This window comes from Dactylosporangium cerinum (genome assembly GCF_042653625.1).
GTDB classification, from domain to species: Bacteria; Actinomycetota; Actinomycetes; order Mycobacteriales; family Micromonosporaceae; genus Dactylosporangium; species Dactylosporangium cerinum.
The window spans coordinates 44,201-67,668 of sequence record NZ_JBHSIU010000037.1 but is presented as its reverse complement, the minus strand read 5'-3'; the positions used below and the strand labels follow the sequence as shown (position 1 = coordinate 67,668).

At 69.7% G+C, this 23,468-nt stretch carries 25 protein-coding genes; 15 read left to right on the top strand and 10 right to left on the bottom strand.

The features are described 5' to 3' along the window. Window positions 1-189 precede the first annotated feature (189 nt). Together ACFPIJ_RS26940 and ACFPIJ_RS26935 are read left to right on the top strand one after the other, a co-directional pair. Entirely contained in the window at window positions 190-825 is a 636-nt protein-coding gene (locus ACFPIJ_RS26940; RefSeq protein ID WP_380118539.1) for a response regulator transcription factor, read from the top strand. A 184-nt stretch (window positions 826-1,009) separates the two neighbouring features. Beyond that, complete coding sequence (locus ACFPIJ_RS26935; RefSeq protein WP_380118536.1) at window positions 1,010-1,315, top strand: putative quinol monooxygenase; 306 nt, start codon at window positions 1,010-1,012, stop codon at window positions 1,313-1,315. A gap of 164 nt (window positions 1,316-1,479) precedes the next feature. Here the strand turns inward: ACFPIJ_RS26935 and gsmA are convergent, their stop codons facing one another. Both gsmA and ACFPIJ_RS26925 read right to left on the bottom strand, forming a co-directional pair. Continuing rightward, entirely contained in the window at window positions 1,480-2,376 is an 897-nt protein-coding gene (gene gsmA / locus ACFPIJ_RS26930; protein WP_380118534.1) for a sporangiospore maturation cell wall hydrolase GsmA, read from the bottom strand. 103 nt (window positions 2,377-2,479) lie between these two features. Then, a complete protein-coding gene (locus tag ACFPIJ_RS26925) occupies window positions 2,480-3,265 on the bottom strand; it encodes a zinc metalloprotease (protein ID WP_380118531.1) in 786 nt (261 codons plus the stop codon). A gap of 218 nt (window positions 3,266-3,483) precedes the next feature. Here ACFPIJ_RS26925 and ACFPIJ_RS26920 point away from each other — a divergent pair, with 218 nt between their 5' ends. Next, window positions 3,484-3,633, top strand: coding sequence for a hypothetical protein (locus ACFPIJ_RS26920; protein WP_380118529.1), 150 nt, complete (start codon window positions 3,484-3,486; stop codon window positions 3,631-3,633). Window positions 3,634-3,788: 155 nt separating this feature from the next. On the opposite strand, the gene ACFPIJ_RS26915 is transcribed toward ACFPIJ_RS26920, so the two are convergent. The 7 genes from ACFPIJ_RS26915 to flgN form a co-directional block, all read right to left on the bottom strand. Further along, complete coding sequence (locus tag ACFPIJ_RS26915; RefSeq protein WP_380118527.1) at window positions 3,789-4,244, bottom strand: ImmA/IrrE family metallo-endopeptidase; 456 nt, start codon at window positions 4,242-4,244, stop codon at window positions 3,789-3,791. Between the two features lie 43 nt (window positions 4,245-4,287). Beyond that, window positions 4,288-5,973, bottom strand: a complete 1,686-nt coding sequence (locus tag ACFPIJ_RS26910) for a sensor histidine kinase (protein ID WP_380118524.1) — start codon at window positions 5,971-5,973, stop codon at window positions 4,288-4,290. Window positions 5,974-6,069: 96 nt separating this feature from the next. Continuing rightward, a complete protein-coding gene (gene csrA, locus ACFPIJ_RS26905; RefSeq protein ID WP_203847552.1) occupies window positions 6,070-6,312 on the bottom strand; it encodes a carbon storage regulator CsrA in 243 nt (80 codons plus the stop codon). Between the two features lie 71 nt (window positions 6,313-6,383). Beyond that, a complete protein-coding gene (fliW, locus tag ACFPIJ_RS26900) occupies window positions 6,384-6,788 on the bottom strand; it encodes a flagellar assembly protein FliW (protein WP_380118521.1) in 405 nt (134 codons plus the stop codon). 46 nt (window positions 6,789-6,834) lie between these two features. After that, window positions 6,835-7,725 carry a flagellar hook-associated protein FlgL gene (gene flgL, locus ACFPIJ_RS26895; protein WP_380118518.1) on the bottom strand — a complete coding sequence of 297 codons (891 nt, stop codon included), beginning with the start codon at window positions 7,723-7,725 and terminating at the stop codon, window positions 6,835-6,837. A gap of 9 nt (window positions 7,726-7,734) precedes the next feature. Beyond that, complete coding sequence (gene flgK, locus ACFPIJ_RS26890) at window positions 7,735-9,132, bottom strand: flagellar hook-associated protein FlgK (RefSeq protein ID WP_380118516.1); 1,398 nt, start codon at window positions 9,130-9,132, stop codon at window positions 7,735-7,737. Further along, window positions 9,133-9,657, bottom strand: coding sequence for a flagellar export chaperone FlgN (gene flgN, locus ACFPIJ_RS26885; RefSeq protein WP_380118514.1), 525 nt, complete (start codon window positions 9,655-9,657; stop codon window positions 9,133-9,135). It abuts the gene before it with no gap. 121 nt (window positions 9,658-9,778) lie between these two features. Here flgN and ACFPIJ_RS26880 point away from each other — a divergent pair, with 121 nt between their 5' ends. The 8 genes from ACFPIJ_RS26880 (at window position 9,779) to ACFPIJ_RS26845 (ending at window position 17,835) form a co-directional block, all read left to right on the top strand. Further along, window positions 9,779-10,642 carry a sigma-70 family RNA polymerase sigma factor gene (locus ACFPIJ_RS26880; protein WP_380118512.1) on the top strand — a complete coding sequence of 288 codons (864 nt, stop codon included), beginning with the start codon at window positions 9,779-9,781 and terminating at the stop codon, window positions 10,640-10,642. Window positions 10,643-10,746: 104 nt separating this feature from the next. Beyond that, window positions 10,747-11,331 carry a flagellin gene (locus ACFPIJ_RS26875; RefSeq protein ID WP_380118509.1) on the top strand — a complete coding sequence of 195 codons (585 nt, stop codon included), beginning with the start codon at window positions 10,747-10,749 and terminating at the stop codon, window positions 11,329-11,331. 200 nt (window positions 11,332-11,531) lie between these two features. Further along, window positions 11,532-12,386: a flagellin N-terminal helical domain-containing protein gene (locus ACFPIJ_RS26870; RefSeq protein ID WP_380118507.1), complete on the top strand. Its 855-nt coding sequence runs from the start codon at window positions 11,532-11,534 to the stop codon at window positions 12,384-12,386. Window positions 12,387-12,554: 168 nt separating this feature from the next. Continuing rightward, window positions 12,555-13,412, top strand: a complete 858-nt coding sequence (locus tag ACFPIJ_RS26865; protein WP_380118504.1) for a flagellin N-terminal helical domain-containing protein — start codon at window positions 12,555-12,557, stop codon at window positions 13,410-13,412. 69 nt (window positions 13,413-13,481) lie between these two features. Continuing rightward, window positions 13,482-14,849 (top strand): flagellar filament capping protein FliD, encoded by a 1,368-nt coding sequence (gene fliD / locus ACFPIJ_RS26860; RefSeq protein WP_380118502.1) that lies wholly within the window; start codon window positions 13,482-13,484, stop codon window positions 14,847-14,849. A gap of 32 nt (window positions 14,850-14,881) precedes the next feature. Continuing rightward, on the top strand, window positions 14,882-15,268 hold the full coding sequence (gene fliS, locus ACFPIJ_RS26855; protein ID WP_380118500.1) for a flagellar export chaperone FliS: 387 nt from the start codon (window positions 14,882-14,884) through the stop codon (window positions 15,266-15,268). Further along, window positions 15,265-15,597 (top strand): hypothetical protein, encoded by a 333-nt coding sequence (locus tag ACFPIJ_RS26850; RefSeq protein ID WP_380118498.1) that lies wholly within the window; start codon window positions 15,265-15,267, stop codon window positions 15,595-15,597. Before fliS ends, ACFPIJ_RS26850 begins: the two co-directional genes overlap by 4 nt. Window positions 15,598-15,651: 54 nt before the next feature. Next, window positions 15,652-17,835 carry a glycosyltransferase gene (locus ACFPIJ_RS26845; protein ID WP_380118496.1) on the top strand — a complete coding sequence of 728 codons (2,184 nt, stop codon included), beginning with the start codon at window positions 15,652-15,654 and terminating at the stop codon, window positions 17,833-17,835. A 528-nt stretch (window positions 17,836-18,363) separates the two neighbouring features. Here ACFPIJ_RS26845 and ACFPIJ_RS26840 read toward each other — a convergent pair. Further along, window positions 18,364-20,490, bottom strand: a complete 2,127-nt coding sequence (locus tag ACFPIJ_RS26840; protein WP_380118494.1) for an MMPL family transporter — start codon at window positions 20,488-20,490, stop codon at window positions 18,364-18,366. A 298-nt stretch (window positions 20,491-20,788) separates the two neighbouring features. Here ACFPIJ_RS26840 and ACFPIJ_RS26835 point away from each other — a divergent pair, with 298 nt between their 5' ends. The 4 genes from ACFPIJ_RS26835 to fliF are packed head-to-tail and all read left to right on the top strand — an operon-like array spanning window position 20,789 to window position 23,464. Continuing rightward, a complete protein-coding gene (locus ACFPIJ_RS26835) occupies window positions 20,789-21,130 on the top strand; it encodes a flagellar basal body rod protein FlgB (RefSeq protein WP_203854675.1) in 342 nt (113 codons plus the stop codon). Window positions 21,131-21,132: 2 nt separating this feature from the next. After that, window positions 21,133-21,537, top strand: coding sequence for a flagellar basal body rod protein FlgC (locus ACFPIJ_RS26830; protein ID WP_380118492.1), 405 nt, complete (start codon window positions 21,133-21,135; stop codon window positions 21,535-21,537). Window positions 21,538-21,539: 2 nt separating this feature from the next. Next, entirely contained in the window at window positions 21,540-21,848 is a 309-nt protein-coding gene (gene fliE, locus ACFPIJ_RS26825; protein ID WP_380118490.1) for a flagellar hook-basal body complex protein FliE, read from the top strand. After that, the gene (gene fliF / locus ACFPIJ_RS26820) at window positions 21,848-23,464 is read left to right on the top strand and encodes a flagellar basal-body MS-ring/collar protein FliF (protein ID WP_380118488.1); all 1,617 of its coding nucleotides are present in this window, start codon (window positions 21,848-21,850) and stop codon (window positions 23,462-23,464) included. Before fliE ends, fliF begins: the two co-directional genes overlap by 1 nt. Window positions 23,465-23,468: the final 4 nt, after the last annotated feature.

Sequence of the window (23,468 nt, the reverse complement as noted above, 5' to 3'; positions counted from 1 at the left end):
TTGGAAGATCCACCCGAAGAGTGGACGGTGTCCACCAGTGTCCGATTGTCCTGCGGTGCAGCACGGTTGCGGACGAGCGCAGGTCAATTGCAGCCTCTGGCGACCCCGCGGGGCCGGCTGCGACGCTTACCTGGCAATGATCCACACCGTAAACGTGCAGGCCACGGCACATCTTCCTGAGGAGCCCAGATGACGATCCGACTGGTCGCCGTCGATGAACACGTCCTTCTCCGACTCGGCCTCAACCGTGTCGTGGCGACCGTCCCGGACATCACTCTGGTCGGCGAGGCCGGCAGCGCCGCCGAGGCGGAACGCGTCGTCGCCGAGACCCGCGCCAACGTCGTGACCATCGACGCCTCCCTCGCCGACAGCGACGGCATCGGCCTCGCCCGCCGCCTGCGCGCCTCCAGCCCCGACCTCGGCGTCGTCCTGCTCAGCGCGGTCAGCGACGACAACCTCCTCTACCGCGCCCTCGACGCCGGCCTGTCCGCCTACGTCACCAAGGCCGCCCCGATCCCCTCCGTCCTCGCCGCCATCCGCCACGCGGCGGTCGCCCCGCACTCCTTCACCGCGCCGGGCCTGTCCTCCGCCCTGTCCCGCCGCCGCGGCCAGACCGGCCTGCTCAGCCAGCGCGAGCAGGAGGTCCTGTCCCTCATGCGCGACGGCCTGAGCCTGCCGACGATCGCCCAGCGCCTCGCCGTCTCCGAGGCCACGGTCAAGACGTACGTGTCCCGGCTCTACAGCAAACTCCGGGTCAACAACCGCTCCCAGGCCCTCATGGCCGCCGTCAACCAGGGCCTCCTGGTCTCGCTGGACGCCGCCTGACCCTCTTCCCCCTGTTTGACAGAACGCGGACCGGCACCCCCTTGCCGGTCCGCGTTTTCGTCGTCGTTTGCTTCACCACGGTTCTGCCGGGAAGCTTCGGAAGCATCCTGATGCCTCGGGCATACGTGCACCCGTGCCGGCCCGAAGCCATCGGGCTGAACTTGGATCCAGAGAGGTGTGGGACATGTTCGCACTCGTCGTCCGGTTCGACCTGAAGGACGCACGTAGCGCAGAAGAGTTCGACGAACTCGTGGCGGCCACTGGTGAAGGGATCAAGTCAAGCGAGCCCGGAACGCTCGTCTACGCAACGCATGTCGTCCACGACGAGCCGCTGGTGCGGGTGTTCTACGAGCTGTACCGCGATCGCGAGGCGTTCGAGGAGCATGAGCGGCAGCCGCACGTCCAGCACTTCCTGGCTCAGCGCGATCGCTACGTCGCCGCTGCGCGCGTTGAGTTTCTGACGCCTGGCCCCAGCAAGGGAATTGGGTGACGGTAGCTGTTGAGTTCCGCCGAGCGGGCGCCCCTTCTGCCGGCCTGAAGCCGTGGACCGTACCCGCTCGCTGGTCGACCATGCACTCGGAACGCAGCCGGCGGCGGCCACGTCCGGGGTGAACCGGGCATGACCGCCGCCGTTGAGACGCAGCGTGCAGGTGACTACAGGGCCAGGTCGTACTGGTACAGGTTGTACTTGGTCATCAGGTTGACCAGCTTCGTGGTGTACAGCGGGTCGGTGGCGTAGCCGCCCTTGTGGACCTCGGCGATGAACTGGTTCGGGTCGGTCGTGTAGTTGAAGGCGGCCGCGTAGCGGCTCAGGTTCTTCAGCGCCATGCCGTGGTCGGTGAAGGAGGCCGCCGAAGTGGCGTACGTGCGGAAGGTGGCGACCGTGGTGCTGCAGACGCCGGCGGCGTTGCACTCCTGGGTGCTGTACGAGTGGCAGCCGGCCGCGTAGGAGCCCGGCGCGTTGTTGAAGCACTTCATGCCGAAGAAGTTGCGGTCGTTCGCGGACAGGGAGCTGCGGCCCCAGCCGGACTCGAGGATGGCCTGGGCGAGGGTGACCGAGGTCGGCACCCGGGTGTCGCGCTGGCTCTGCTGGGCGGCGGGGATCGACGCGGCCAGGAACTGCTCGTTCGTCATCGTGCCGGTCGGGCCCGCGGGGACCGTGGCGACGGGCGCCGCGACCACGGCCGGAGCCTGCGTGGGCGCCGGGGCCGGCGGGGTGACGACGCAGGTCGGCAGTTTGGGGTTGCCGGACACGTACGCGTGAGAGATGAAGTCACCGATCGCGGTGCGGTCCCACTGGGCGGTGCGGCGGGCGTTGCCGCGCAGGTACTGGCCGGTGACCTTGCAGGTGACCGTGACCTTCTGCTTGTTCTTGATTTTGCGGGTCTGGGTGAACCAGTTGGCGGCACCGTTGCGGGCGGCGAGGGTGCCGTTGACACGGACGGAGATGACGGCGGCGTCGGCCGGGGCGGTGGCCACGACGAGCGTCGTGGCGGTGGCGGCGAGTGCCATGGCAGGGGCGAGGACGAACTGCTTGAGATTTCGCAACATGAACTGATCTCCCATGAGGGGTGGGTGGTCCCCTCAAAGATCGCCAGCTCAGGTAGCGCGACCGGGTACGCGGCGGGTTGCCGGAGCGTTGCCACGGTCCTGGTCAGTTGGTGCCGTACTGCTGCTTCAACGTCAGGTAGTCGCCGAGGCCGAGTCCGCGGTACGCGGTGGAGCAGTCCGGGAGCCCGTCGGTCATCGTCAGCGTGCCGTGCTCGGCGAACGCCACGTGCCCCAGCCCGAACGCGTGCCCGAACTCGTGCGTGACGGTGCCCTCCAGGTCCCACCGCGACGAGCAGTTCGCCGGCGTGGTGGTGAAGAACAGCCCCTCGGTGTCGTCGATGAGGACGTCCGTCTCGACGCTGCGGCCGTTCTCCTTGCCGCCGAACCACCAGATGCAGGTGACGGCGAGCAGGCCCTGCTCCAGCCGGCCGAAGGAGACCGCGTTGTGCCCGTCCCGTTCACCGCATCCACCGGCAGCGGTCACGCCCGCCGTATGGTCGGTGTGGCCGGCGTACGACTCCTGAATGCCGAGGTTCGCCGGCAGCCCGCAGTCGTTGCGCCCGGTGTCCACAGTGGTGGCGGCGCTGCGCAGGGAGGCGACGACGGTTGCGCGGTCGCCGAGGTACGCGGGGATCGTCTGCTCGTTGATCCGCCATCGCAGTTCGTTGCGCCAGCGCATGCCGAGCCATGTCCCCGCGGGGTCCGCGCACCGCCCGCCGGTGTCGGCGGCGCCCGCGGGCTCGCCGACCGGTGGACCCGGTATGACCGGCAACCCGCCACGCGCGACCGCGGAGCGTGACACGCTCACCGACGCCGAAGGGGCCGTCAATGAGCTGGCCACGAGGATCAGCGCGAGCAGCTTTGCCAGACCAGTGTCGATCTTTGGCACAGAATCATTCTGGTCCGCACGCCACCCCGAAGGGGTGACTTTCCGCAAACAAGGTGCCGACATGGCTCGCTGGATGCCCTTCTGCCGCCCGCCGACACCTGCTTGACAACCCCTTGTCAGGTGTTCATCCCACCCTCACCGCACCCTCATCGGACAGCGCCTGATGGTTACTTTCAGTCATGATTTGTGTACCGGAAGCCACCCAGAAGGAGTTGAGGATGACGAACCTGATCACCAAGCTGCACGCCCGTCTCGTGCGCGACGACCGCGGCGCCGCCACCCTGGACGTCGGCCTCGCGGCCGTCCTGATCGGCGTGACCTCCGTCGCCGCCGTCACCCTGCTCGGCGGCGACATCTCCACCTGGTAGCCACTGCGATCATGGAGTGATGGAGGTCCGGCGCCACGGCGGCAAACTGTACGAGTTCGCCTCGATGTACAGCCTTCCTAAGGACGCCTGGCAGCACGAGCTGACCGGCGCTACGAGGTGAACCAGTTCCACTTCGGCGACAACGGCGCATCGTGTTACGAGAGCGCCGCCTGGGCGATCGGCTTCCAGCGGGCGGCGAACGTCTCGGCGAACCGTTCATGATCCGATGTGCGTTGCACGGCGCCGACCTTCCGGGCGCGGTGCTGGAGCACGTGGTGTCCGAGTTCGTGCAGCAGCACGTCGAACCGCATGAAGTCCCGCGACGTCGTAGCCGTCCGTTGCTCGTAGAGGAAGATCTCGCCCGGCGTTCTGGTCCGGCCGTAGACGAGCAGTCCGGGGTGGAAGTCCTCGGTCTGGCGCAGTTCGACGGACCGTAGCCCGTACCATGCCCAAGGCCCGACGACGTAAAGCACCTCGCGAACGTCCCGCCCGCTCGCGGGGTGCGCGAATCCGGGCCGCGGCGCGTGCACGTGGATCCGCACCCGGTCGAGCCCGGGAGCGCGGCGCAGCGCCTGGCGGGGCCGGGGATCGGTACGCAGGCTTCGGCTCACGCCGCCAAGAGTCGGCCGCCGCACCTCGCACGACAATCCATTTTCAGGTGCGGACCGGGACCGGGGCTTCCTGGTGGAGCGGGAGCAGGCAGGTGACGATGGTGCCGGGGCCGAGGGCGGGGCGGGCCCAGATGCGGCCGCCGTGGCGTTCCACGATGGACTTGGTGATGGCGAGGCCCAGGCCGGTGCCCTGGCTCTGGCGCTCGGCGGAGCGGCTCGAGCGGAAGAACCGGTCGAAGATCTGGTCGATCTCGTCCAGGGGGATGCCCATGCCGGTGTCGGCGACGGTGAGGCGGATCTGGGTGCCGTCGAGGTCGGCGGTGAGGCGGGCGCTGCCGCCGGGGGCGGTGAACTTGAGGGCGTTGTCGAGCAGGTTGATGACGACGCGTTCGAGCTGGTCGTGGTCGCCGTGCACGACGAGCGGGGTGTCGGGCAGGTCGATGTCGAGGTGGAGGTCGCGCTGGCCGCGGACGGCCTGGAGGGCTTCGAGGGCGCCGGAGACGACGGCGCGGATGTGGACGGGGCGGGCGTTGATCTTCACCTGGCCGGCCTCGATGCGGGAGAGCATGAGAAGGTCCTCGATGAGGGCGAGGAGCCGGCGGGCGTTGCGTTCGACCGCGGCGAGGAGCCGGGCCTGCGACGTGTGCAGGGTGCCGGCGTCGCCGTCGACGATGACCTCGACGTTGCCGAGGATGCTGGTGAGCGGGGTCCGCAGCTCGTGGGAGACGGTGGCGACGAGGTCGGCGCGGACCTTGTCGAGTTCGCGGAGGCGGTCGGCGGCGGCGCGTTCGCGGTCCAGGGCGTAGCGCATCGCCTCGACGGTGCGGCGTTCCCTGGTGACGTCGCGGGCGACGGAGAGATATCCGGTGACCTCGCCGGACTCGCCGCGGATGACGCTGACGGTGAGGGCGACGGGCAGCGGGGTGCCGTCGTGCCGCACGTAGGTCCATTCGCGGGGTTCGGAGTCTCCGGCCTGGGCCGGGCCGAAGAGGGTGGCCAGGCCGGGCAGTTCGGTGGGCAGGTGGAAGCGGTCGAGGGTGGCGGTGCCGACGACGTCCTGGGCGCGGTGGCCGAGGAGGCGTTCGGCGCCGGCGTTGAAGACGGTGACGGTGCCGCGCCGGTGAGCAGCAGGCCGATGACACCGGCGGTGGAGAGCATCACCACGGCCCGGTCGCGCTCGTCGCCCACCGACCTCGAGGCGGCCCTGGCGACCCGTTCGAGCGCGTCGCTGACGCCGGGCAGCTTCTCCTCCACCTCGGAGAAGGCGGTCTGGAAGGCGACATAGGAGGCGGGGGCGCGGTCGCCGCCGATCGCGGCCGTGACGGTCTGCCCGGCGAGGTCGATGTAGTTCTCGATGGCCGGGGCGACGGCGCGTGTGGCCGCCTGGACGGAGGCGTCCATCGCCGGCGCGGTGAAGGTGGTGACGACACCGCCGAGAATCGCGCTGTGGTCGGCGAGGTCGGCCTTGACCTCGGTGGCCTCGGTGCTGACGTCGCCGCCGCGGGAGACGGCCAGGAGCATGCGGAGCACGTCGCCGCGGATGGCGTCGTGTGCCATGTCGGCCTCGAGGGTCTGGCGGGTCAGCTGGCCGACCTGCTCCAGCTGCCGGGCCCGGTCCTCGCCGTCGTTCAGCGCTCGGGTCCCGACGAAGAGCAGTGCCATGGCGGTGATCAGGGAAACGACGAAGATCGCACCCAGTTTGACGACGATCGGCCGGTTTCGTACCCACCCGCGCAGCGTTGCCATGAACGTGCCCTTCTCGAGGTGTTCCCCATCCGGCCTATCGGCATCGGCGGGGAAGTCCTGAGAAGTCGGGTTAAACCCGCTACTGCTGTTCGACGTCGGCGCGGAGCATGCGGCTCAGGGCCCGCACGGCGACGTCGCTGGGCGACGCGGCCTCACGGTTGACCTTCTGCAGCTCGCGGTAGACCTCTTCGCGATGGACCTGGATGCTGCGCGGCGCCTTGATGCCCAACCGCACCACGTCGCCGCGCACGTCGAGCACGGTGACGACGACGTCGTCACCGACCATCACGCTTTCTCCGGGACGTCGGGTCAGGACGAGCACAAGCTGCTCCTTCGCTGGGCGATACGCGAACAGTACCCGATATGCCGGTTCCGCCGATGGCGAAGACCCGATCAGGCGACGACGAGCTTCTGGCGCACCGACAGGCCGCTGCGGCTCAGAACCAGTTGCACGGCGCGGCGGCTGCGCTGGTCGAGCACGATCGGCGCCATCAGGTTGACGGTGGCGTCCTCGACCCCGTCGCCGGCCGTGACGACCAGCAGGACCAGCAGATCCTCCCCGTCGCTGACGCCGAGGGCGGCGAGCGCGTCGTCGTCGATCTCCGGCGCGTAGTCGGGGAAGAACTGCGCCGGTGGCACCACGAGGAACCGCAGACCGGCTGAGTCGACCGAGGTCAGCGCGTACAGCATGCCGGTGTCCTCGAGGCGGACCAGCACGAACCGGCGGTCGTCCGGGAAGCCCGGCATCGGCGCTACGAAGTCGATCACCGGCAGCGTGGTGGTCTCTGGGTGTCCCACAGTCGCGACGCTCATGGATTCCTCACGTGTGTGCTTGCGGCGCGGCCTACCGCAGGAAGTCGACCAGCGACGGCTGGATCACCTTCGCGGTGGCGGCGAGCGCGGCCTGGTAGGCGGTCTGCTGCAGGGCGAGTTCGGTGATCGTCTTGGGCAGGTCGATGTCTTCGACGTCGGAGAGTTGCGCCCGCAGATCGAGCACTCTGTTCTGGGCAGTTTGCTGCATTTCGGACACTTGATTGTATCTGGAACCTACCCCGGAAAGGCCCGCCTGGACGCGTTTCTGCGCCGTGTCGACCCCGGCCAGGTCCGCCTGCAGCCCGGCCGGGTTCGTGCGCAGGTCGGTGGCGATCTGACCGAGCAGGCTGAACACGTTGCCGGTCTCGGGGCCGAAGACCGACTCGGCGCTGGTGTCGACGCGCACGGTGGCATTGCCGCTGATCGAACGGTTGATCTTCCCGTCGTCGCCCTGGTACACGCCGTTCTTGTCGTACGCGACGGCGCCCGGGGTGCTGCCACCGAAGATCGGCCGGTCCAGGTAGGTGGTGTTCGACAGGTTGATCATGGATTCCCGCAGGTTGTCGACCTCCAGCGCGATCGCCTCACGCGCTTCGGTGCTGCCGGCCGAGCCGCTCGACAGCCCGGAGAGCACCAGCTCACGCGCGCGGTTGAGCTGCGTCGAGGCGCTGTTCAGGGCCGTGTCGGCCATGTTCAGCCAGCCCATGCCGTCGTCGGCGTTGCGGGAGTACTGGTCGAGCGTGGCCATGTCGGCACGGTGCTGCATCGCGATCACCGCGCCGCCGGGCGAGTCCGACGCCTTGGTGATGAGCTTGCCGCTGGAGAGCTGTTCCTGCAGCTGCTGGTTGCGCGAGAGGTTGATCTGCAGGTTCGCCAGCGTGTTGCTGGCCATGGACCGTTCCGTGACGCGGAAGCCGGGCATCCGTTCCCCCTACCGTTTCATGTTGATCAGCGAGTCGAGCGTGGTGTCGACCACCGAGATGACCTTCGCCGCGGCCTCGTACGCCCGCTGGAACTGCAGCATGTTGGTCATCTCCTCATCCAGGCTGACGCCGGACTCGGCCTGCTCCGCCGCGCTCACGTCGTCGGAGATGACCTGCTGTGCGTCGGCGCGCCGGTTGATCGTCTGCGCCGCGATGCCGACGTCCACCACGAAGTTGCGGTACTTGACGTCGGCGCCGACCGGATCCTTCGCGAGGTCCGACATCGCGATCGCGTTGTCGCCCTGGAACGGGTTGACAGCGGTGCTGGACGCGGCGATCTTCGTCGGATCGGTGATCGCCACGCCGATGTTGCGGGCGTCCGTGCCAGAGAAGAAGTCGCCGCCCTGCACCGGCGTGGGCACGGTGGCCGGCGGCGTCGTGGTGATGTCCCAGCCCTTGGCGTGCTGGGTGTTGACGCTGGAGATGAGCAGGCCGGCGACGTCGTCGAGGCCCTGCACCGCGTCCGGGACGGTCTTGTTCAGCGCCTCGAGCCGGGAGGCGATCCGGCCCGTGGTGATGGCGGCGACCGGACCGCCGACGAACTGCACCTGTGGTGGTGCGGCCGCCCGCCCGTCGACGGTGGTCGAGCCGACCGCCTCGAGCTGGCGCACCGTGTCGCCCTGCACGATCACGGCACCGGCGAGCAACACGTCGGTGGTGCCGTCCTCCTTGGCCCGGGCGGTGGCGCCGGTCAGCTCGGACAGCCGCAGCACCAGCTGGTCGCGCTTGTCGGACAGCTCGTTGGTCGGCATGTCCGCGACCTTCGCCAGGGCGATCCGGGCGTTGAGGTCGGCGATGCCGGTGGTCGTCTGGTTGACCACGTTGACGTCGGCGGTGATCTGCTCCCGGGTGGCGGAGTACAGCTCCCCGAGGTTGGCCCGGGTGGTGCGCATCGAGCCGGCGACGGTGTTGGCACGGGAGAGCAGCGCGGTGCGCGACGACGTGTCGCCGGGCCGGTTCGCCACGTCGGACCAGGCGGTCCAGTACTCCGACAGCTGCGCCTGCAGACCGGTGTCGCTGGGTTCGCCGAGCGCCTGCTCGACGTTGGCGTAGACGGTCTTCTGCGCCTGCAGGTACTCGTTGAGCCCGTGCTCGGCCCGGGTGCGGTTGGTCATGAACTCGTTGTGCAGCCGGGTGACGCCGGTGATCCTGACGCCGTCGCCGACGCCGCTGGACAGCGAGTACCGGGCCGGTTCGGTCACGTTCTCGACCGGGGAGAGCTCCACCCGCTGCCGCGAATAGCCCTCGGTGTTGACGTTGGCGACGTTCTGGCCGGTGATGTCCAGCGCCCGGCGCTGCGCGTAGAGGGCGGACAGCGCGCTGTTCAGGCCGGAGAAGGTGCTCATCTACATCGCCTCGTCAATCAGCCGGTTTCGGGGGGTCGAACCGACGGTCTGCCCCCGCCGACCGTAGGTCTCGACGGATCCGGCGACGGCCAGCATCGTCTCGCGGGCGGCCCGCGCGCCGGTGGTGAGGATGTCGCGGTTGGCCTCGGCGAGCGCGCTGACCTCGGCGGTCAGCGTCAGGAACGCCATGCGGTGCTGGTTGAGCAGGTCCGACCACGGCGCCGGGGAGGCCTCGGCGAGCTGGGTGAGGCTCGGGTTGGGGCCGAGCCCGAGGGAGGCGCCGATCGCCTCGACCTCTGCCGCGCGGACGACCTCGGTGCGCCGGATCTCCTCCAGGACGACCTCGACCTCACGGGTGGCGTGCGCGAGCCAGCGGGTGCGCCCGCCCGCGAGGACGAGCTGCTCCTCCTCGAGCTTGAACAGCAGCAGCTCCAGCATCTCCCGCTCGCGCCACAGGATGCTCGCGAGGTCCGCCAGCCCCATGCGTGTGCCGCCCTTCACCACGTCATCGATCGCTTCACCCACATAGGTCGGCAGGTCGATACGAGGGTTGAGTACAACCTTCCCGCAACTTTGCGTCACCGTGACCTGCACCCGTGGCTACCGAGGCTGGTTCTCGACCAACTCCTGCCACGAAGAGGTTGCCGTGACCGTCAGCACCGAAGCCCAGACCTCGTTCAGCGCCGCCGAGCTCGATGCCGCCGTGCGCAGCCACCTGCCCCTGGTGGGGCACCTGGTGCGCGAGATGCTCGGCCGGCTGCCGTCGCACGTGTCCCGCGAGGACCTCGTCTCGGCCGGCATGGCGGCACTCGCACACGCCGCGAAGGGCTTCGACCCCAGCCGCGGCATCCCCTTCGGCAGCTTCGCCACCACCCGCATCCGCGGCGCCCTCCTCGACGAACTGCGCGGCCTCGACTGGGCCAGCCGATCCGTGCGCACCCGCGCCCGCAAGGTCGAAACCACCCAGCAGGAACTCACCGCCACCCTCGGCCGCACCCCGACCCCGGCCGAGCTGGCCGAGGCGCTCGGCGTGGCACCCGAGGAGCTCAAGGCGATCGGCGAGGACGTGCAGCGCGCGGTCGTGCTGTCGCTGCAGGGCTTCACCGCCGGCACCGCCGAGGACCTGGTCCCCGAGCGCACCCCAGGGCCCGAGGACCTGATCCTGCACCGCGAGAAGATCGGCTACCTGCACCACGCGATCGGCGCACTGCCGGAGCGGCTGCGCCAGGTCATCACGGCGTACTTCTTCGACGAACGCCCGATGAACGACATCGCCCGCGAGCTGGGCGTGACGGAGAGCCGGATCAGCCAGCTGCGCTCCGAGGCCCTGGTCCTGCTGCGCGACGGGCTCAACAACCACCTCGACCCGCACCTGGTGGCCGCGCAGGAACGAGCCGGCGGCTGCATCGCCCGCCGGCGCGAGGCGTACTACAACCAGATCGCGGATCAGGGCAACCTGAACACCAGGCTGGCGCACACCACGCCGCTGGGTATCCCGTTCCACGCATGACCAGAGACCCGATTCCCACGGAACCGGGTCTCTTCACGTAGTAGTTGCGTTGCGGAAAATTTCTCCAGCAGATTCCTCATCCCTCGGGCCGGGACGCCGATGTCTTGAGTGACCTGTCGGTGCAGGCGTCCTCGAGCGGTTCGCAGGACACCGACGCGCGGACCGCGGCGCAGACCGAGTTCACCCAGCTGAACGCGGAACTGGACCGCATCGCCACCACGACCAGCTTCGGCGGGCAGAAGCTGCTCGACCCCGCGGGCTCCTACACCGGCACCTTCCAGGTCGGGGCCAACACCGCAACGGCCGACCAGATCGCGGTCAACCTCGGCACCGCCGCCTTCGGCAGCGTCACCGGCGTGACCGGGTTCGACTCGACCGGCCTCGGCGTCAACGCGCTGAGCCTGGTGACCGGTGCGTCCGCGGCCATCACCGCGATCGACACCGCGATCAAGGGGGTCTCGACCGCTCGGGCCACGCTCGGTGCGTACCAGAACCGCTTCGAGCACACCATCAACAACATCAACACCGCGGTGGAGAACCTGTCCGCGTCCGAGTCCCGCATCCGGGATACCGACATGGCCCAGGAGATGGTCTCCTTCACCAGATCGCAGATCCTGACCCAGGCCGGCACGAGCATGCTGGCCCAGGCCAACCAGGCGCCGCAGAACGTCCTGTCCCTGCTGCGTTAGCCCACACCGCACCACCAGGCACCACCCTCCTCAGATGACACCGTGATGACACAGCGGCGGCGCCTCCACCCACGGAGGCGCCGCTGTTGTTTCCCGGAAAAGTTTGAACAGAACCCTTATGCCGCAAGGCGAAGCGCCGATGAGGAATACGTCCAGGCCACGGATGGCCTGGGTTCGGACCCGATTCAAGGAGGAACCTCATGGGTCTTCGCATCAACAACAACATCGCTGCTCAGAACGCCTACCGTAACCTGTCGGTCACGGACGGCCAGATGAGCAAGTCGCTGGAGAAGCTGTCGTCGGGTTTCCGGATCAACCGTGCCGCCGACGACGCGGCAGGCCTCTCGATCAGCGAGGGTCTTCGGTCCCAGATCGGCGGCCTGAAGGTCGCGGTGCGCAACGCGCAGGACGGCATCTCGGTCGTGCAGACCGCTGAAGGTGCTCTCACCGAGACGCACTCCATCCTGCAGCGTATGCGTGACCTCTCCGTTCAGGCCTCCTCGACGGGTTCGCAGGACACCGATGCGCGCACGGCGGCGCAGACCGAGTTCACTCAGCTGAACGCTGAGCTGGACCGGATCGCCACCACCACGGCGTTCGGCGGGCAGAAGTTGCTCGACCCGGCCGCCTCCTACACCGGCACGTTCCAGGTCGGCGCGAACACCGCGTCCGCTGACCAGATCGCGGTCGACCTCGGCACCGCCGCCTTCGGTGGCGTCGCGGTCACCGGCTTCGACTCGACCGGCCTCGGCGTCAACACGCTTGACCTCGTGGGCGGCGCGTCCGCGGCCATCGACGCGATCGACACAGCGATCAAGGGTGTCTCGACTGCTCGGGCCACGCTCGGTGCATACCAGAACCGGTTCGAGCACACCATCAACAACCTGAACACCGCCGTGGAGAACCTGTCCGCCTCGGAGTCGCGCATCCGGGACACGGACATGGCCTCCGAGATGGTGTCGTTCACCCGCTCACAGATCCTGACCCAGGCCGGCACCAGCATGCTGTCCCAGGCCAACCAGGCGCCGCAGAACGTCCTCTCGCTGCTGCGCTAAGGAGCTGGAGTTGATGACCTGACGAGGGCTTGACAGGGCACGGCACCCACCCAGGGCGCCGTGCCCTGCCAGTTGCCGACCGGTTCTTTCTCAACTCCCCGCGGGCTCGGCCGATCTGCTCCGTGAACAGGCCACGGACGGCCGGACCGAGCTCAAGGAGGAACTGACATGGGTCTACGGATCAACAACAACATTGCCGCTCAGAACTCCTACCGGAACCTGTCCGTGACCGACAGCCAGATGAGCAAGTCGCTGGAGAAGCTGTCGTCGGGTTTCCGGATCAACCGGGCCGCCGACGACGCGGCCGGCCTGTCGATCAGTGAGGGCCTGCGCTCGCAGATCGGCGGCCTGAAGGTCGCGGTGCGCAACGCGCAGGACGGCATCTCGGTCGTGCAGACCGCTGAAGGCGCGCTCACCGAGACGCACTCCATCCTGCAGCGCATGCGCGACCTGTCGGTGCAGGCGGCCTCGACGGGTTCGCAGGACTCGGACGCACGGACCGCCGCACAGACCGAGTTCGCACAGCTGAACCAGGAGCTGGACCGCATCGCCACCACGACGGCGTTCGGCGGGCAGCTCCTGCTCGACCCTTCCACGTCCTACACCGGCACGTTCCAGGTCGGCGCGAACACCGCGTCCGCCGACCAGATCACGGTCAGCCTCGGCACCGCGGCCTTCGGCGGCGTGACCGGCGTGACCGGCTTCGACTCGACCGGCCTCGGCGTCGCCGGGCTCGACCTGGTGACCGGCGCGTCCGCCGCGATCACCTCGATCGACACAGCGATCAAGGGTGTCTCGACCGCCCGGGCGACGCTCGGTGCGTATCAGAACCGGTTCGAGCACACCATCAACAACCTCAATGTCGCCGTGGAGAACCTGTCCGCGTCCGAGTCCCGGATCAGGGACACGGACATGGCCCAGGAGATGGTCTCCTTCACCAGATCGCAGATCCTGACCCAGGCCGGCACCAGCATGCTGGCCCAGGCCAACCAGGCGCCGCAGAACGTGTTGTCACTGCTGCGCTGACAACGCTCGTAGGGCGGGGAGGGGACCCAGGTTTCCTCCCCGCGCGCTTTGTCTCACGGAGGTTCCAGCATGGGTAGCGTCGACGGCCTCATCTCAGGGATGAGCACCTCCTCGGTCATCAGCGGGTTGATGCAGGTCGAGGCCGCGCCACAGAACGCCCTCAAGGCCAAGATCACGACGCAGCAGAAGGTCGTCACCGCCTATCAGGGCATCAACACCAAGATGAAGGGGCTGCTGGACGCGGCCAAGGCCCTCACGGACCCGACCGCCTGGAAGGGCGGCGTCGCCACCTCCAGCTCGGACGCCGCCACCGCCACGACCACCGCGTCGAGCTCCACGCAGAGCGGTTCGCTGTCCTTCCGGGTGAACAAGCTGGCGTCGTCGCACGCGGTCGTCTTCGGCACCCCCGTCGACGCGACCACCGACACCATCATGAGCGACCCGTCGTTCGTGATCGACGTCAACGGCGTCTCCAAGACGGTCAACGTCACCGACAAGACGCTCAGCGGCGTCGTCGACGCGATCAACAAGACCCCCGACCTCGGCGTGAAGGCCACCGCCTTCCAGGTCTCCCCCGGCAAGTACACGATGCAGCTCACGTCGACCACGACCGGCACGCAGTCGAAATTCGAGTTCCCGAACGGCAACTCCTCGCCGTTCACCGCCCTCGGCAGCATCTCCCCCGTCTCCGAGGGCGCCGACGCCGAACTCGCCGTCGGTGACTCGGCGACCCCGCTGATCGTGACGTCCTCGACGAACACGTTCAAGGACCTGATGGGCGGCCTGACCGTGACCGCCACGAAGAAGCAGGCGGAGACGGACCCGCCGGTGACGGTCACCGTCGCCCGCGACACCGAGGGCATCGCCGCCAAGGTCCAGGCGATGGTCGACGCGGCGAACACGGCGCTGTCCGAGATCGGCACCCAGACCAAGAACAAGAGCGGCGCGGTCGCCGGCGGCCCGCTCTCCGGCAACAGCATCATGTCGGGCGTCACCAGCAGCGTGCTGAACACCGTCTCCGGCGGCACCGCCGCCGGCACCAGCTTCAAGGACATCGGCATCGAACTGACCCGCAACGGCACGCTGACGTTCGACAAGACGAAGTTCATCGCGGCCCTCGAAGCCGACCCGGAGAAGACCCAGGCGCTCTTCGCCGACACCGCGCAGACCGACGTCACGCTGAAGACCGGCCTCGCCGACAGGATGACGGCCGTGGCGGACAAGGCGACCCAGACCAACACCGGCACGCTGTCCCGCCTGATCACCAGCGGCAACGACGCCATCACCGACCTCAACCACCGCGTCGACGACTGGGACGTCCGGCTGCAGGCCCGCCAGGCGACGCTGCAGAAACAGTTCGGCGCGATGGAGACCGCGCTGGGCAAGCTGAAGAACCAGGGCAGCTGGTTGTCAGGACAACTCGCCTCGCTCGGCTAGGCCGAATCCCCCCTTAGGGCCCTGGAGACCGTATGACCACACAAGCGCTGCGCAACCGCTACGTCAGCGACAGCGTCGCCACCGCGCCCCCCTCCAAACTGCTCGTGATGCTGTACGACCGGCTCGTGCTGGACCTGATGATCGCGGGCCAGTCGCTCGAGCAGGGCGACCGGCAGACGGCATCCGGGCGGATGCAGCACGCCCAGGAGATCATCATGGAGCTCCGGGCGACGCTGGACACCACCGCGTGGAGCGGCGGGCCCGGGCTGGCCTCGCTGTACAGCTTCCTGATCACCGAACTCGTGCAGGCCAACGTGACCGGCGACCGGAGCCGGGTCGAGTCGGTGCAGAGCTTCGCCGAACAGCTGCGCGACGCGTGGCGGGAGGCGGCGGCGCAGGTGATCGGGGCCGGGCCGTGACGTCCCCGCCCGACGGGTGGGACACCGCGTGGGTCGCCGCCCTGGAGGCGATGGAACTGGAGGCGGACGAGGTCGAGCAGCTGCTGCGGCACCGCGACGTGCTGGAGACCGCGCCCGTGACACCGGTGACGTTCACGCCGCCGGACGGTCTCGGGCCGCTGCCGATCGCGCTCGCGGACCGGGCCCGCCGGCTCGTCCAGCGGCAACTGGACCTGTCGCGGGAGCTGACCATCGCGATGGCGGGCAACCGCCAGCAGGCGCGGCTGGTCGGCCGGCTGCACCGCGAGGCGGTCGACTCGGTGCCCGTGTTCTTGGACAACCGCACCTGACAACCGCACCTGAAAAGCACTCCGATTGCGCCCGAAAATGCCGATGGTGTCGGCATGACCCACATCCCGGTGTCCGTGATCGTCGCCGCCGGGGGCACCCCCGATGACTTCCACGCCTGCCTGCAGTCGCTGCGGTCCACCCTCGGCCTGCGCGACGAGGTGGTGTGCGTCCTGCCCCCGGGCCGCCCCGAACTGCACGCCGAGCTGCGCGGCGAGGCGTGGCTGAAGGTGATCGAGCCGACCCCCGGGTCGGGCGTCGCCGACCGCTGGGCGGCCGGCCTCGACGCCACCCGCCACCCGATCGTCGTGCTGATCGACGGCGACGTGATCGTGTCGGCGCACTGGCTCGACCCGGTCCTGGAGCCCTTCCACGATCCGTCCGTGGTCGCGACCGGCCCCAGCTGCCAGCACACCTACGGCCCGCAGCAGGCCCACCTGCCGGACCACGCGATGACCAGCGCGGCGGCGTTCAAGACCTACGCACGGCAGTGGCGCCAGGACCACCGTGGCGAGTTCAGCGACGTGGACCGGCTCGGGCCGGTGTGCGTGGCGATCCGCCGGGACGCCCTCGCCATCGCCGGCGGCCCCACCGCGGACCTGCCCTGGGACGGGCTCGCCGCGCAGGGCAGGATCACCGTCGCGCACGCCGCGCTGGTGGCGCACGTGGCGTCACCGTCGTGCGGCCTGCGCGCCGACTTCCTCGACCCGCCGGACGCGCCGCTGCTCAGCGCGTCGCTGATCGTCAAGGACGAGGCGGATGTCCTCGGCCGCTCCCTCGACGCGCTGCGCGACCTGGTCGACGAGATCGTGGTGTACGACACCGGATCGACCGACGACACCGTCGCGATCGCCCGGGCCCACGGCGCGCGGGTGATCGAGGGGTTCTGGACCGAGCACTTCGGCGACGCCCGCAACCGTTCGCTGGAGCACTGCCGCGGCCGCTGGGCCCTCTGGATCGACGCGGACGAGATCTTCGCCGGCGACCCGCGGGCCGTGCGGGCGAGCATCGCGGCCAGCGACGCCAGGGCCTTCTTCGCCACCATCGACAACCAGGAGGGGCACGAGGGCGGCGCCGGCGCCAGCACGATCTACTACCCGAGGCTGTTCCGCCGGGCCCCGGTGCGCCTGTACGGCCGGCTGCACGAGCAGGTCGTCGACCGCATCACCGGCCAGGCCATGATCGGCCCGCAGCTGCCGGAGCTGGTGATCGACCACAGCGGCTACACCTCGCTGCGCCGCACGGTGAAGGGCAAGACCGAACGCAACCTGCGCCTGGCGATCCTCGCCGCCGAGGACGTCAGCGGCATCACCGCCATCGGCAACCTCGCCCGCGCCCAGATCGGCTCCGGCCACCTCGAGGAGGCGATCGAAACCTCCCGGCGCGGCCTCACCCAGGCGAAGGAGAACAGCCACCAGGTGCTGTTCATCAAGATCCTCGCCGACGCGTTCCTCGCCCTGAACCGGCTCGCCGAGGCCAACGAGACCATCGAGGAGTTGCGCCGGGTCGCCAGCACCGCGTTCACGGTCGACGAGCACGAGGTCAAGCTCCGCTTCGCCGAAGGCGACTACGAGCGCGCCCTGGAGATCGTCGCCGGCCTGCCGGAGTCGGGCATGAACGACCTGCTGTACGGGGTCGGCCGGGGCCGCTTCGCCGGGCTGCACATCGACGCGCTGAGCCGGCTGGACCGGCATCAGGAGGCCGCGATGCAGCTGCGCACGTCGCTGCGCGAGGGCCGGGTCCCGGTGCCGGTGTCCCGGATGGCGCAGGTCCTCGGCGCCGCCGACGGCAGTCTGGCCGAGGTCGCCGAGCTCCTGCCCCGCGAAGGGCTGCGCGGGTTGCTGTTCGGCATCGCCGAGGCGCCACCGGAGGCCGCCGACGAGCTCCTCGAAGCGTTGTGGCGGCGGTACCCCGGGGAGCCGACCGTGCTGACCGTCGCCGCCCGGGTCGGCCGGCTCGTCCCGCTCATCCGGGCCATGGAATGGTCCGCTCGGCTGCGCCAGCACGGGTTCGCCGAGCGCTGCACGCTGCTGGCGCTGTCCGACGACTCGCGGCGCACCCCGCGGGAGCGCACCCTCGCGGCGGCGATCGCCCTGGAGATGTTCCACGACGAGGCCGCGCTGCCGCTGCTGGGCGAGGCGCTGTCGGCGGTCCCCGACGAGCAGAGCGCGCCCGTGCTGGCGGAGATGCGCATCCTCGCGCCGCGGGTGTCGGACTCGATCGAACTCGCCGACGCCTGAACGCTCAGGCGGGGTGGGAACCGGCCCGTACGCGAGCACGAGGGTCAGCACCGAGCGGGCGTTCTCGGCCTGGTCGTCGCTGAGGGCGACCCGGACCGCCGCCGGCAGGGTGCTGCCCTCAGGTTCGCCGTAGACCACGACGTCCGGCAACGCCCGGCCGTCCGCGAGCACCCGCACGACACCGGCGATCGCATCCCCGATCGCCGGCGTGATCTCGGGGGCGCCCTTGACGACCAGGGCCAGTTCGACGCCGGCGACCGCTGTCGCCACTTCGAGGGCCCCGGACACCACCACCGCCGCCGACTCGATCAGGTCGGGGTCGACGAGCACCAGGATGCGGCTGAGCGGGACGGTGTCACGGTCCACAACGACGAGATCGGCAACCGGCCGGCACCGTTGAGAACAACGGTGCCGGCCGGTCTTACCCCTGTTTCCAGCTGCCCCACCGCAAGCGGCGGGTCCCGCGCGGGGGGTTCCCACCCCGCGAACCCCCATGCGCCGCTGCGCGACGCACTCAAGCCGACCTGCTCAGCGCCCGGCGCCGACCAGCTCCCGCTCGTGCGCGGGCGGCGCGGGCGGCACCTCGCGGCGGCGCATGAAGCGCGGCGCCCACCAGTTGGCGTTGCCCAGCATCGTCATCAGCGAGGGCAGGACGACCGCGCGGATGATGGTCGCGTCGAGCAGGATCGCGGCGGCCAGGCCGACCCCGAGCTGCTTCATGTCCACCGTGCTCAGCGTCGCGAAGATGGAGAACACCGCCACCATCACGATCGCCGCGCTGGTGACCACGCCGGCCGAGCCGGTGATGCCGTGCGCCACCGCGTCGCGGGTCGACATGCCCTGCTTGACCGCCTCGCGGATGCGGCTGACGACGAAGACGTGGTAGTCCATCGACAGGCCGAACAGCACCACGAAGAGGAACAGCGGCAGCCACGACACGACCGCGTCCATGGACTTGAAGCCCAGGATGCCCTCGGCCCAGGTGCCCTGGAAGATCAGGACGACGAGGCCGTAGGAGGCGCCGGCGGAGAGCAGGTTGAGGCCGATCGAGGTGACCGCGACGACCACCGAGCGGAACGTGAACGCCATCACCAGGAACGTCAGCACCAGCACGAACCCGACAACCAGCGGCAGCTTGTGCTTGACGTGGTCGGCGTAGTCGACGTCGGCGCCGACGAAACCGCCCACCGCGGCGTCGGTGCCCGCGACCTTGCCGACGGTCTGCGGCACCATGACCTCACGCAGCCGGGTCAGCGACTCCTTCGCCTGCTCGGAGCGGCCGGCGAACGGGGTGGCGACGTCGAGCACCGCGACCGTGCCGTCGGCGGAGACCTCGATGTCCGGGGCCTCGTCCAGCGGCGCGAACAGCGGGTCGGCGGCGGCCCGGTTCGCCAGCTCGGCCAGCGCGGCCTTCGTGGCGTCGAGCTGCCCGGCCGGGACGCGGACGGCGACGGTGTGCACGGTGCCGTTGCTCGGGTACGCCTTGACGAGCCGGTCGTAGGCCTGCATCGCCGGTGTGGTGCGCGGCAGGTCCTCCATGCCGGGGAAGCTCAGCCGCATGGTCAGGGCCGGCGCCGCGAGAGCCAGCAGGGCCAGGACCGACACGGTGAGGGTGATCGCCGGCTTGCGCAGGGCGGGCCGGAGGATGAAACTCCAGACCCTGGACTGGCCCTCGGCCGCGGCGCGGGGCCGGGTGAGGCGCCACAGCACCGGCACGCGGGGCCGGTCGATCCAGCGGCCCAGCTTCGACAGCAGCGCCGGCAGGACGGTCAGCGAACCGATCACGGACACCAGCACGACCAGGATCGAGCCGACGGCCAGGGACGAGAAGACCACGTCACCGGCGAGGAACAGCCCGGCCATCGCGATCGTCACGGCGATGCCGGAGACGACCACGGCGTGCCCGGAGGTCTCGGCCGCGATCTCGACGGCGTCGAGGTGGTTGCGGCCCTTCGCCCGCTCCTCCCGCTCGCGGCGCAGGTAGAACAGCGAGTAGTCGACACCGACGGCCATGCCGATGAGCAGGATGACGCTGGCGGTCGTGTCGGTCGACGGGACCAGGTGCGAGGCGAGCGTCGACAGGCCGAGCGCGGCCGCGACCGACATCAGCGCGAGGAGCACCGGCACGCCGGCGGCGATAAGCGCACCGAACGCGACGATGAGGATCGCGAACGTCACCGGCAGGCTGAGGAACTCGGCCCGCTGGAAGTCCTTGCCGAGGGTGTCGTCCATGGCCTGGCCGATGGACTCGCCGCCGGTCTCCTCGACCCGCAGCTCCGGGTGGGCCTTCTGCACGCCCGCGGTGGCGTCGAGCAGCTTGCCGACCCGCTCCTGGGCGGTCTCGGGGTCGCCGCTCATGGTGACCCGGACCAGCAGCGCGCCGCCGTCGTGCGAGGGCAGCGGGTCGCTCACGGAGGCGACCTCGGGCAGCGCCTTCATGGCGGCAGCCACGTCGGCGGCGGCCTTGTCGGCGGCGCCGCGGTCCAGCTGGCCCGACAGCGGCGTGATGAGCACGCTCTCGGTCGCCGGGTTGTCGAACTTGCCGTCGTTGACGATGACGTCGGCCCGGCCGGACTCGCCGATGGCCTGGTCGGAGTTGCTCGCCTCGACGGTCCCCGCCATGTTGCCGCCGACGAAGCAGACAGCGACGAACACGACCCACAGTGCGATTGCGCGCCAAGGGTGCTCCGCGCTCCAGCGCGCCACCCGTACGGTAACTGGTCTCTTCTCCACGTAGAGAGACGCTATGGACCGGCCGCGCCGGAAACATCCGGGCTGCACCCGACTCACACCCGGATTCGCGCCGTGGGGGTTTTCCCCGAGGCCGAATTCCTCAACCCCCGCTGGGCGGCGCCGATGGCTCTAACGAGCAAGGATCGCTCATCGCAGCAGCCAGGGACCGGCGACACACCGCAAGCGCCACCGATTTCCGGTGGACGGGAGGTTCCCTGCCGTGTTCGAGGACGTCACGTCGGTCACCCTGCACAGCGCCCTGACGGGGCTGGCCAAGCGGCAGCGGGTCATCGCCGACAACATCGCCAACATCGAGACGCCCGGCTTCCTCGCCGGGAAGGTGTCGTTCGAGGACTCGCTCCTCAACGCGGTCGAGGCGGGCACGCCGAAGGACGCGACGATCGCCGTGGCCCGCTCGATGGAGCCGACCCGGGAGGACGGCAACAACGTCAACCTCGATCACGAGGTGCTCTCCAACATCGACACCGGTCTGCGGTACCAGACGATGCTGCGCGGGGTCGACGACAAGTTCGTGCTGCTGCGGACCGCGATCAGGGGCTGACGATGACCATCTTCAGCGCGATCGGCATCGCCGGCACGGGCGTCACCGTCTACCGCAAGTGGCTGGACGCGATCTCCGACAACGTCGCCAACATGAACGACGCCGCACCGACCTCGGGCCAGGTGTTCCGCGCCCGCTACGTGCAGGCCCGCGCCGTCGACTACGGCACCGGGGAGGGCGGCGCGGTCGTCGCCGGCACCGCGCTCGGCGACCCCAAGGGCCGCCTGGTCTACGAGCCGGAGAACCCCCTGGCCGACCACGAGGGCTACGTGAAGTACCCCGACGTCGACCTCGGCTCGCAGATGACCCAGATGATCATGGCGCAGCGCGGCTACCAGGCGAACCTGACCGTGGTAGACCGGGCGAAGGACGCGTACCAGGCCGCGATCCAGATCGGGAAGGGCTGATCATGACCGTCACCGCCGTCGGGGCGGTCAACGCCCTCCCCGCCCTCGCGCCGATCTCCACGTCCGACACGACCGGGCCCTCGACGTCCGGCGCCGACTTCGGTGCCATGGTCGCGCAGGGCCTCCAGCAGCTCCAGCAGGTGCAGCAGACCGCCGACGACCTCGCCGTGCAGGCCGCCACCGGCCGGCTCACCGACGTGCACGACTACATGATCGCGGCGACCGAGGCGAACCTCGCGACCAGCCTCACCGTCGCCGTGCGGAACAAGGCCCTCGAATCCTTCAACGAGATCATGAGGATGCAGGCCTGATGCGCGAACGGCTCACCGCCCTCCTGCAACGGGGGAAGGACGGCTGGAACGCGTTCACCCCCGGGCAGCGGGTGGTCACCATCGTCGCGGTGCTGGCCCTCGCGATCGGCGGCTACTTCTTCGCGACCTGGGCCGGCAAGCCGACCATGGCACCGCTGTTCTCCAATCTCGCGGCCAGCGACGCGAGCGCGATCGTCGACAAGCTCAACGCCGACGGCGTCACCTACACCCTGTCCGACGGCGGCAGCACCATCAACGTGCCCAGTGACCAGGTGTACAACCTGCGGATCTCGATGAGCGGCGCCGGCCTGCCCGCCTCCGGCGACGCCGGGTATGCCCTGCTCGACAAGCAGGGCATCATGACCAGCGAGTTCATGCAGCAGGTCACCTACCGCAGGGCCCTGGAAGGCGAGCTCGGCAAGACGATCGAGGCGATCAACGGCGTCAACAAGGCCACCGTGCACCTGGCGATCCCGCAGAAGGACGTCTTCACCGACGACCAGCTGGCGCCGACCGCGTCGGTGCTCGTCGACACCGGCACCAAGGCGCTGCCCAACGGCGCGGTCACCTCGATCGTGCACCTGGTCTCCTCCAGCGTCGAGGGCCTCGAGCCGACCGCGGTCACCGTCGTCGGCGCCAACGGCAAGGTCCTGTCCAGCTCCGGCGACGGCCCGGGCTCGTCCCCGGACGGCCAGTCCGGGCAGACCTCGGCCTACGAGCAGCGGCTCAACACCGCGCTGCAGAACATGCTCGACACCGTCGTCGGGCCGGGCCACTCCGTCGTGCAGGTGACCGCGGACCTCGACTTCGACGCCACCGAGACCAAGACGCAGAAGTACGTCGCGGACCCGGCCGTGCCACCGCTGTCGGAGTCGAAGACCTCCGAGCAGTACACGGGCGGCAACGGCACCCCCGTCGGCGGCGTCCTGGGTCCCGACAACATCCAGGTGCCCAACGGCACCGGCGCCGGCGGCGACGGCACGTACCAGCAGTCCACGGAGACCCGGAACAACGCGGTCGGCATGGTCACCGAGACGAAGAAGTCGGCCCCCGGCGCGGTGAAGAAGCTCGCCGTCGCCGTCATCGTCGACAGCTCCGCGGCGAAGATCGACGAGGCGCAGCTGCAGCAGCTGGTCTCCTCCGCCGTCGGCCTCGACGCGACCCGCGGCGACCAGATCGCGGTCAGCTCGATGGCGTTCGACACCACCAAGGCCGAGGCGGAGCAGAGCGCCGCCGCCGAGGCGGCGAAGGCCGAGCAGGGCCAGCTGCAGCAGAAGTACATCCAGATGGGCCTGATCATCCTCGCGCTGCTGATCCTGCTGATCGTCGCGGCCATCTCCGGCCGCCGGCGGCGCAAGGCCGAGAAGGCGAAGCTCACCGAGCAGCAGAACGCGGCCCTGGAGGAGATGCAGGCGGCGATCGAGGCGGCCCGCGCGAAGCTGGCCCTGGAGGGTCAGGGCGGCATCGGCGGCGCCCACGCCCTGGAGGGCGCCGGCGGCCCGGGCGAGGAGTTCGACCGCGACGGCCGCTTCCGCGACATCACCCAGATGGTCGAGAAGCAGCCCGACGAGGTGGCCCAGCTGCTGCGCGGCTGGCTCGCCGACCGCCGCGGCTGAGGCA